Origin of the sequence: Pseudomonas sp. HMSC067G02 (assembly GCF_001813485.1) — a bacterium.
In the GTDB taxonomy this organism is placed as follows: Bacteria; Pseudomonadota; Gammaproteobacteria; order Pseudomonadales; family Pseudomonadaceae; genus Pseudomonas; species Pseudomonas aeruginosa.
The window spans coordinates 49,167-58,132 of sequence record NZ_KV812678.1; the positions used below are offsets into that span (position 1 = coordinate 49,167).

At 64.9% G+C, this 8,966-nt stretch carries 9 protein-coding genes and 1 pseudogene; 5 read left to right on the top strand and 5 right to left on the bottom strand.

The window, feature by feature from the left end:
- Window positions 1-30: 30 nt before the first annotated feature.
- Window positions 31-288 (bottom strand): hypothetical protein, encoded by a 258-nt coding sequence (locus HMPREF2914_RS14455; RefSeq protein WP_003128788.1) that lies wholly within the window; start codon window positions 286-288, stop codon window positions 31-33.
- Window positions 285-539 carry a DUF1127 domain-containing protein gene (locus HMPREF2914_RS14460; protein ID WP_003100355.1) on the bottom strand — a complete coding sequence of 85 codons (255 nt, stop codon included), beginning with the start codon at window positions 537-539 and terminating at the stop codon, window positions 285-287. The genes HMPREF2914_RS14455 and HMPREF2914_RS14460 overlap by 4 nt, the downstream gene beginning before the upstream one ends.
- Before the next feature lie 179 nt (window positions 540-718).
- On the opposite strand from HMPREF2914_RS14460, the gene HMPREF2914_RS14465 reads away from it, so the two are divergent.
- From HMPREF2914_RS14465 to HMPREF2914_RS14475, 3 genes are all read left to right on the top strand, one after another.
- Entirely contained in the window at window positions 719-2,143 is a 1,425-nt protein-coding gene (locus tag HMPREF2914_RS14465; RefSeq protein ID WP_003100354.1) for an aminotransferase-like domain-containing protein, read from the top strand.
- A gap of 134 nt (window positions 2,144-2,277) precedes the next feature.
- Window positions 2,278-3,186 (top strand): siderophore-interacting protein, encoded by a 909-nt coding sequence (locus HMPREF2914_RS14470; protein ID WP_003139694.1) that lies wholly within the window; start codon window positions 2,278-2,280, stop codon window positions 3,184-3,186.
- The gene (locus tag HMPREF2914_RS14475) at window positions 3,186-3,860 is read left to right on the top strand and encodes a class I SAM-dependent methyltransferase (RefSeq protein ID WP_009315628.1); all 675 of its coding nucleotides are present in this window, start codon (window positions 3,186-3,188) and stop codon (window positions 3,858-3,860) included. The genes HMPREF2914_RS14470 and HMPREF2914_RS14475 overlap by 1 nt, the downstream gene beginning before the upstream one ends.
- 7 nt (window positions 3,861-3,867) lie before the next feature.
- On the opposite strand, the gene HMPREF2914_RS14480 is transcribed toward HMPREF2914_RS14475, so the two are convergent.
- On the bottom strand, window positions 3,868-5,526 hold the full coding sequence (locus tag HMPREF2914_RS14480) for a thiamine pyrophosphate-binding protein (RefSeq protein ID WP_023091890.1): 1,659 nt from the start codon (window positions 5,524-5,526) through the stop codon (window positions 3,868-3,870).
- A gap of 733 nt (window positions 5,527-6,259) precedes the next feature.
- Here HMPREF2914_RS14480 and HMPREF2914_RS14485 point away from each other — a divergent pair.
- Window positions 6,260-6,781 carry a class I SAM-dependent methyltransferase gene (locus HMPREF2914_RS14485; protein ID WP_019484668.1) on the top strand — a complete coding sequence of 174 codons (522 nt, stop codon included), beginning with the start codon at window positions 6,260-6,262 and terminating at the stop codon, window positions 6,779-6,781.
- Window positions 6,782-7,015: 234 nt separating this feature from the next.
- Here the strand turns inward: HMPREF2914_RS14485 and HMPREF2914_RS14490 are convergent, their stop codons facing one another.
- The gene (locus HMPREF2914_RS14490) at window positions 7,016-7,330 is read right to left on the bottom strand and encodes an AzlD domain-containing protein (RefSeq protein ID WP_003088669.1); all 315 of its coding nucleotides are present in this window, start codon (window positions 7,328-7,330) and stop codon (window positions 7,016-7,018) included.
- Window positions 7,315-8,025 (bottom strand): AzlC family ABC transporter permease, encoded by a 711-nt coding sequence (locus tag HMPREF2914_RS14495; RefSeq protein WP_009315631.1) that lies wholly within the window; start codon window positions 8,023-8,025, stop codon window positions 7,315-7,317. Before HMPREF2914_RS14495 ends, HMPREF2914_RS14490 begins: the two co-directional genes overlap by 16 nt.
- Before the next feature lie 553 nt (window positions 8,026-8,578).
- On the opposite strand from HMPREF2914_RS14495, the pseudogene HMPREF2914_RS14500 reads away from it, so the two are divergent.
- Window positions 8,579-8,966: pseudogene (locus HMPREF2914_RS14500) on the top strand (glutamine synthetase); the annotation flags it as partial.

The window sequence follows — 8,966 nt, forward strand, 5'->3', positions numbered from 1 at the left end:
AAACTGCCTCCCCTCCCGAGCATGCGTTCTTCAGATGCCGCGCTGTTCCAGGGTGGCCTGGCGGGCGCGCTGGGCCAGCTCCTCGGCGGGCTGGACGCTGCTGCCGGCGGTAGGCGGCGGTGACGGCATATGCGGCTTGAGGTAGGCCGCCAGGCTGACGCCGCAGTAGACCAGCAGGGCCATGGCGATCAGCGCCTTGTATGGGTCGATGTCGGATCGGCGCTTGCAGACCATACAGATATGCCCTTCGCTGGCTGGGCGTTCGCCACAGTTGCGACAGCGGATCATGCCTTCCTCCCGCCGGATTTTCCCGCCTGCCAGAACGCCAGCGAGGCTTCCTCGCGGGCCTGCTCGGCGCTCAGGCCGATATCCTTCAGTTCCGCCGCTTCCAGGTCCAGCAGCGCGCGCCGGGTCAACTGGCGTTGCCGGGCCAGGCGATAGCCGCGACGCAGGGCCTGCGCCAGGTTGTCCATCGCGGCGAGTGGGAAGGGGCCATCGAGGCGTTGGCGGCGCTCGGATTTCGCACTGAGTCGCGTCATGCTGCGTACTCCATATTGATCGGCTGGACGACGGAGATAGAATGGCCATCGCGCGCTGTTCCGTACAGGTCCAGAAAAGGTGGGTTGACTGCATACAGATCAAGCGCTCCCCGGCCTGAATGGTGGATTTCGCCACCATCTGTACCGGTCCCGCTTTCGCTCACCCTGGAGTCCCGTTCATGACCCTTTATCTGCAACTCGCCGAGACCCTCGGTTCGCGCATCGAACAGGGCCTCTACCGTCCGGGCGACCGGCTGCCCTCGGTGCGGGCCATGAGCATCGAGCACGGCGTCAGCCTGAGCACCGTGCAACAGGCATACAGGCTGCTGGAAGATCGCGGGCTGGCCGAGCCGCGGCCGAAGTCCGGCTATTTCGTCCCGGTCGCGCGACAGATGCCGCCGCTGCCGGCGATCGCCCGCCTGGCCCAGCGGCCGGTGGAAATCTCGCAATGGGAGCAGGTGCTGGCCCTGGTCAGCACGGTACCGCGGCCGGACGTGGTCCAGCTCGGCCGCGGCATGCCGGACATCTCCAGCCCTTCGCTGAAACCGCTGACCCGCAGCCTGGCCCGGCTCAACCGCCACGCCGACGCCCGTGCGCTGGCCTACGACGGGATCCACGGCTCGCCGTTGCTGCGCGAGGAAGTCGCCCGCCTGTTGGTGGACTCCGGCTGTCGGGCCACCGCCAGCGACGTGGTGATCACCACCGGCTGCCACGAGGCCCTGTCGGTGAGCATCCGCGCGGTGTGCGAACCGGGCGATATCGTCGCGGTGGAGTCGCCGAGCTTCCATGGCGCCATGCAATCGCTGAAAGGCCTCGGCATGAAGGCCCTGGAGATCCCCACCGATCCGGTCAACGGCATCAGCCTGGAAGCCCTCGAACTGGCGCTGGAACAGTGGCCGATCAAGGCCATCCAGGTGACCCCGAACTGCAACAACCCGCTCGGCTACATCATGCCCGAGTCGCGCAAGCGGGCGCTGCTGGCCCTGGCCCAGCGCTACGACGTGGCGATCATCGAGGACGATGTCTACGGCGACCTGGCCTACACCTATCCGCGCCCGCGCACCATCAAGTCGTACGACGACGATGGCCGGGTGCTGCTCTGCGGGTCGTTCTCCAAGGTCCTGGCGCCGGGCCTGCGGATCGGCTGGATGGTACCCGGGCGCTACGCCGACCGCGTGCTGCACATGAAGTACATCAGTACCGGCGCCAGCGCCCTGCAACCGCAACTGGCGATCGCCGAATTCATCGGCAACGGCCACTACGAGCCGCACTTGCGGCGCATGCGCGCCCAGTACCAGCGCGGACGCGATCTGATGATCGACTGGGTGGCGCGCTATTTCCCGGAGGGCACCCGCGCCAGCCGGCCCCAGGGCGGTTTCCTGCTCTGGGTCGAACTGGACGAGGCGTTCGACACCCTGCGCCTGGACAAGGCCTTGCGCAACCGCGGCGTACAAGTCGCGGTGGGCTGCATCTTCTCCGCTTCCGGCAAGTACCGGAACTGCCTGCGGATGAACTACGCGGCGTTGCCGACCCCGGCCATCGAGCAGGCGGTCAGGCGAGTAGGGGAGAGCGCTTGCGAGCTGCTGGAGCCTTGCGAGGCCTGAGCGGCAGTCGTGCTTTCGACGCAGTCGACGATTGCACAAATAGCAAATGCTAATCATTCGCATTGTTTGCTAGAGTTGCCTGATGCATGCATCCGCCGGCGCCGCTGGGCGCCGGTCACCAGGAGACCATCGTCATGTCGCAACCCGCCTATCGTCTGTTCAATGTCGAACTCAAGCGCCGCGAGCAACTCAGCCCGGCGCTGACCCGCTTCGTCTTCGGCGGCCCGGAGGTCGCCGAGATGAAGACCCTGGCCGCCGACCAGCGGATCAAGATCTTCTTCCCCGATGCCAGCGGCCAGCCGCCCAGCCTGCCCGGTGGCAGCGAGTGGTACCAGGCCTATCGCAGCGTCGAGCCGGCTCGCCGGCCGCCGATGCGTACCTACACCATCCGTGCGCTGCGCGCCGAGCAGGAGGAGGTCGACGTGGAGTTCGTCCTCCACGGCGAGAACGGCCCGGCCTCGGCCTGGGCGACCCACGCGCGGATCGGCGACCGCCTGCAACTGGCCGCGCCCAACCGGCAATACGGCGATGACCCCGGCGGCTACGAATGGAAGCCGCCGGCTGGCGTCCGCCATATCCTGCTGATCGCCGACGAAACCGCCTTGCCCGCGGTGGCGGGAATTCTCGAGGAGCTGGCCGGCGAAGCCGAGCCGCCGGTGGTCGAGGCCTTTCTCGAAGTGCCGGGAGAAGCCGATATCCTCGACCTGCCGGCGATTCCCGGTGCGCGCCTGCACTGGCTGCCGCGCCACCAGGCCGGCATCCATTCGCGCAACGGCGAGCGGATGATCGAGGCGGCGCGCCAGGCGCGGCTGCCGGAGCGCGAGGTGGCGGGTGGTGCGGCCCAGGAGCTGGAGGACATCGATATCGACGAGGAGATCCTCTGGGAACTGGCGAGCCCCGAGAGCGGCAGTTTCTACGCCTGGGTCGCCGGCGAGTCGGCGGCGGTGATGGCGATCCGGCGCTACCTGGTGCAGGAGCGCGGTATCGACAAGCGTCATCTGACCCTGATGGGCTATTGGCGCCTGGGCAAGGTGTTCGACTGATGGGCCGCTTCGTCGGGAAACAGGCGGACGGCTACGAGACGCGGATCGGCCGCCTGTTGCCGGGCTACGAGTTGCTGCACCTGCTCAGTCGCGCGCAGTTGCTGGCCCGTATGCCGGAACGGGCGCGCCTGCTCAGCGTCGGCTGCGGCGCCGGCGGCGAACTGGCGGAGCTGGCCGGGTTGCGTCCAGGCTGGCGTTTCGTCGGGGCGGACCTGTCGGCCGACATGCTCGCCCTGGCCCGCCAGCGCTGCGCCAGGCTCGGCCTGCTGGAGCGGATCGAGCTGCACTGCGGCGACGTCGCCGGGCTACCGCCTGCGCCGCCTTGCGATGCGGCGCTGGTCCTGCTGGTGCTGCATTTCCTGCGCGGCGACCAGGCCAAGCGGCGCTTCCTCGAGGCGGTCGCCGAGCGTCTGGCGCCAGCGGCGCCGTTGCTGCTGGCCAACCTGATGGAAGCCCGGGACGCCTTCGAACGCCCGGTGCAGGCCGAGGCCTGCCGTTTGGCCGGGCTTTCCCCGGAGGACAGCGACGGCATGCTGCAACGCTTGCGCGAGGATTTCGATCCGTTGTCCGAGCAGCGCCTCGGCGAACTGCTGGAAGACACCGGCTTCGTCCTGCCCAGCCGCTATTTCCAGGCCGTGGGCTACCAGGCCTGGATCGCCTTCCGCGCCGGCTGAGGATGCCTCAGGCGAGGCGCGCCTGCGGCGTGATCTGGCGTGGGTCGGTCAGCAGCTCCAGCAGCGCCGGGCGTCCGCTTTCGCGGGCGCGGCGGAACGCGGCGGGGAAGTCGGCGCTGCATTCCACTCGTTCGGCGTGGGCGCCGAAGGCTCGCGCCAGGGCGACGAAGTCGGGGTTGTCCAGGCGGGTGGCGGATACCCGCCCGGGATATTCGCGTTCCTGATGCATGCGGATGGTGCCGAGCATGCCGTTGTTGACCACGATCACCACCGGCGTCGCGCCGAACTGCGCGGCGGTCGCCAGCTCCTGCGGATACATCATGAAACAGCCGTCGCCGGCGAAGCACACCACGCTGCGCTGCGGATCGCGCAGGCTGGCGGCGATCGCGGCGGGCAGGCCGTAGCCCATGGCGCCGTTGGTCGGCGCCAACTGCGTGCGGGCCTGGCGATAGCGGTAGAAGCGATGCACCCAGACGGCATAGTTGCCGGCACCGTTGGCGATCACCGCGTCGTCCGGCAGGTTTTCGCTGAGGTACGCGACCACGGACGCCAGGTCGACGCCCTGGATGGCGGGGTCGCTCGCGGCCGGGGTCGAGTAGGCCAGGTAGTCGGCATGGGCGGCTTCGCGCCAGTCCTGCCAGGTGCTCGAGGGCAACGGCGCGAGGTCGGCCAGGGCCTCGGCGAAGGTACACGGGGTGGCCTGGATCGGCAGTCGCGCCAGGTAGACGCGGTTCAGTTCCGCGCTGTCCGGATGCACGTGGACCAGCGTCTGCGCGGGGGCCGGACTACGCACCAGGCTGTAGCCGGCGCTCGGCGTTTCGCCCAGGCGCGCCCCGACCACCAGCAGCAGGTCGGCCTGGCGCAGCCGCTCCAATAGTGCCGGCGCCGCGCCGAAGCCCAGTTGCCCGGCGTAGTGCGGGTCACGGTTGTCGAACAGGTCCTGGCGACGGAACGAGGTGGCCACCGGTAGGCCATTGGCGTCGACGAAGGCGCCTAGCCGTTTCCTGGCGGCGCCGTCCCAGCCGCTGCCGCCAAGTACCAGCAGGGGCCGCCTGGCGTTCGCCAGCAGTTCGCGCAGTTCTGCCATCGCCGTGGCGCCCGGCCGCCCCGGAAGCACCCTTGGCACCGGCGCATCGGCGACCTGCGCGGAACCGAAGAGGATTTCCTCGGGCAGGGCGACCACGACCGGGCCCGGTCGGCCCGAGGTGGCGACGCTGAAGGCGCGGCCGACGATCTCCGGGATGCGTTCGATACGGTCGATTTCCACGGCCCACTTCGCCAGGCCCGAGAACATCTGCACGTAGTCGACTTCCTGGAACGCCTCGCGGCCCTTGAAGGCGCTTTCCACCTGGCCGACGAACAGGATCATCGGCGTCGAGTCCTGCTGCGCCGTGTGCACGCCATTCGCCGCATGGGTGGCACCGGGGCCGCGGGTGACGAAGCAGATGCCTGGTCGGCCGGTCAGCTTGCCGTAGGCATCGGCCATGTTCGAGGCGGCACCCTCGTGGCGGGTGACGACGGTGCGGATGCCGTCGGCGTCGTACAGCGCGTCGAGCACCGGCAGGTAGCTTTCCCCGGGGATGCAGTAGACGGTATCGACGGCATTGCGCCGCAATGCCTCTACCAGGATCTGCCCGCCGTTGCGCTGGGGAAGGGAGTCGGACATGAGGGCCTCGCTGCGCACGTTGTGGTTGCCCCGATCTTCGGCCCAAAGCGCGCCAGCGCCAAGCGACCTTTCTTCGCGAGTTCATTCCCGTGGCGCATGAACCCTCGTTCTTCGTTCCGGGGGAGGCCCCTTTCAGCACTTCATCTGGAAGGGATGGGCCTGGAGCGTCATCGCAACGGATCTCCCCTAGGCGGATCGGAGAGCGCGGTTTTCCGTTCGTTTCTCCATCTTCTCCTCAACTATGTCTATGTAACTATTTCCTCTAGCAAAAAGGATTGTTCTTACATTATTTATAAATTTTCTTTGTTAGTTTTTCCTCGCGCCGTGCTGTTTGGCTGCTTCCTGAGGGGAAGATCTTTGCTGGGGCGCTGAGATAGAGGGCGAGTTGTTGTTTGGTTGTCGGCAAGTTTCGGCTTTTTATCTTTTAGTCCGATGGGCAAGGGTATCAATGAGCAGGGAGGTTTTTAGGGTGAAATTTTTATCCGGTTTCTGGGAACGCCGTCGTTCGAGTGGCACTCCTCTAGTGTGTATCGAAGAGCGTGGCAGTGGTGCAGGCGAATTCTCGTCGGTGTCCCGTAGGGTTGAAACTGCTCCTGACGTACGTAGCGTTGCGTCTGCAGATCCGGAGCAGTGGATACATTCCCAGGAGTACGAGCTTTCTTTCTGGAAGGATAAATGGCCCTATCGCCATCTGTCTGTCGAGGAACTACAAGAGGTCCGGCATAAGGATGCAATGTGGTTTCTTGGGAAGATGGGGTTCACGTACGGCTCCTCGCATTATCGCTACGAAGGTTTTGAAGGTAAGGTTTTGGAAGTAGGTAGTGGGCCGATCGGCTTTTTCGAGAAGGTCGAAGGCGTGACAGTGACTGCCCAGGACTCATTGATGGGGCTGTATGCAGAGAACCTTCCATTCTCGATTCTCGGGGAAAGAGGTTCTTCTTGTTATATAAGGGATGGTGTTGCCGATATAGAGAGTGCTTTCGATTTCGTCGTTTGCTCAAATGTGCTTGACCATACGGCCGACTGGATCCAGTTCCTGATTGACTGTGTGGGCAGGTTGAGGACGGGCGGTGAGCTACTGTTGGTGACTGACTCTCGCGGAGTTCCAGCAATCGGGCATACACAGATATTCAGCCATGATCAACTGGTTCGTGTCTTGGAGTTGCTGGGGGCAAAGCAGTTCAAGGTGAAAGCCGTCGAGCGGGAGGATGGCGTTCACTGTGACTATCGTCATTATTTTCGGGTGATTTTCTAAAGTGCTCCCCGTCAATTGCTTTGCCTGGGCGGGCGCCAGGTTTACGCGTGTTTATCCAGGCTAGATAGAAGGGAGCTGGTTGCTATCAGGTACTGCATCGATAGTAGCCTGGCTGTCAGCCGGATAGCGGCTGCTCCGGAGCATCTGGTGGGCCATATAGCCGCCCGCCGCGAGTTTGTATGAACCCTGCAAGGGGCTGCATGCAGAGGTCATGCCGTCAGCGACTGACATCGATCAAATCAGCCACCACTTGAACAGGAAGAAGAACGCCATGCCCAGCAGCATGCTCGCCAGGGTATTGCGGGTATAGAGCACCAGCGCCACGGTGACTGCGCCGCTGACCAGGTAGGGATTGTCGTAGCCGAGGTCGATGCGGCCCTCGGGCATGAACACGATCGGGCCGCAGATCGCCGTGAGCATGCCGGGCACGGCGAAACCGAGGAACTGCCGCAGGTTGCTGCCGAGGCGGATCGGCAGGCGCGGTTCGAGGAACAGGTAGCGGTTGAGGAAGACGATCGCGCCCATGCCGAAGATCACTGCCCAGACCATGGCGCCTCCCGATACAGCTTGTTGCAGACGAAACCGGCGGCCATCCCGGCGAGGCCGGCGAGGACCAGCGCCGAACTCCATTGCCAGTGGCTGAACAGCACCGAGCAGAACAGCGAGGTGGCCACGCAGACCAGCGTCGGTACGTTGCGCACCAGCGGCGCGACCAGCGCGATGAAGGTGGCGGCGATGGAGAAATCCAGGCCCAGGTGTTCGAGACCGGGAATGCTGCGGCCAAGCAGGATGCCGGCGAGGGTGAACAGGTTCCAGGCGATATAGAAGGTCAGGCCGACGCCGAGGGCGTACCAGCGGTTGAAGTTGCGCCGGTCGTGCTGGCTGGCGAGGGCGAAGAACTCGTCGGTGAGCAGGAAGCCCAGGCCGATCCGCCAGCGTCCCGGCAGAGGCGACAGGACCGGCCGCAAGCTCATGCCGTAGAGCAGGTGCTGCGAGGTCAGGAGGAGGGTGGTGAAGATGATCGAAAAGAACCCGGCACCGCCCTTGAGCATGCCGATCGCCACCAACTGGGCGGCGCCGGCGAAGACGATGGCGGACAGGCCCTGGCCCTCGGCCGGGGTGAGGTTGGCTTCGATGGCCATCGATCCCGCCAGCAGCCCCCAGGGCGCGACGGCCAGGGACAATGGGAGGATGGCGACGGCGCCGCGGAGAAAGGCTTGGCGGGGCAGGTCGTGGGCAGTCATGGGGGCATGGCGGTGGTGAACGTCGGTCCAGCATGCCAGCAGGCGCATCGGGCTGGCTTGAACGATCTTGCTCTTCGTATCCGTTATCCACGCAGGCGAAAGCGGCCGGTGTCCTTCCTTATATAAGGAGGACGGGCAGGGCAGGCGGCGGACGAGCGAGGGCCGCTCGAGGGCGCTGCGAAGAATCGAGGGAGAAAAGAACCGGAGCGGAGCTAACGCGGATGCTGACCGATCTTGTGGCCGCGGAACTTGGCGCCGAGGGACGGCTGGTAGGACATGGAACACCCGGTTTATTGCTGTTGTAGGGTTGGCACAGCTTAGCCTTGTTCAATTTTTCGTACAACGGAGCCTGTAAAATATCTGCTGCACCAGGTTGAACACCTTGCCTGGCCTGGCTTTGGCCGCTTTCGCGATGCTCTGGAAGGCCCTGTCTACGGCCATTTCGCCGTCCGCGAGGGCGACGAGAGGGCTATTGACAACAAATTGGCTTTCCGATTGACTCTGGCTCCAGCCCCCGCATGATTGAAATTTTTAACAAAAAAGGTGTTGCATCATGTCGGTACCCCTGCGTGCCGTTCAGCTCACTGAGCCGAGCCTGTTCCTTCAGGAACATCCCGAGGTCCAGTTCGTCGACCTTCTGATTTCAGACATGAATGGCGTGGTTCGCGGCAAGCGAATCGAACGCAACAGTCTGCCCAAAGTCTTCGAAAAAGGTATCAACCTTCCCGCTTCCCTGTTCGCCCTCGATATCACCGGCTCCACCGTAGAGAGTACCGGCCTGGGTCTCGACATCGGCGACGCCGACCGGATCTGCTACCCGATCCCCGGCACCCTCTCCATGGAACCCTGGCAGAAGCGGCCGACCGCGCAACTGCTGATGACCATGCATGAGCTGGAAGGTGATCCCTTCTTCGCCGACCCCCGCGAAGTCCTGCGCCAGG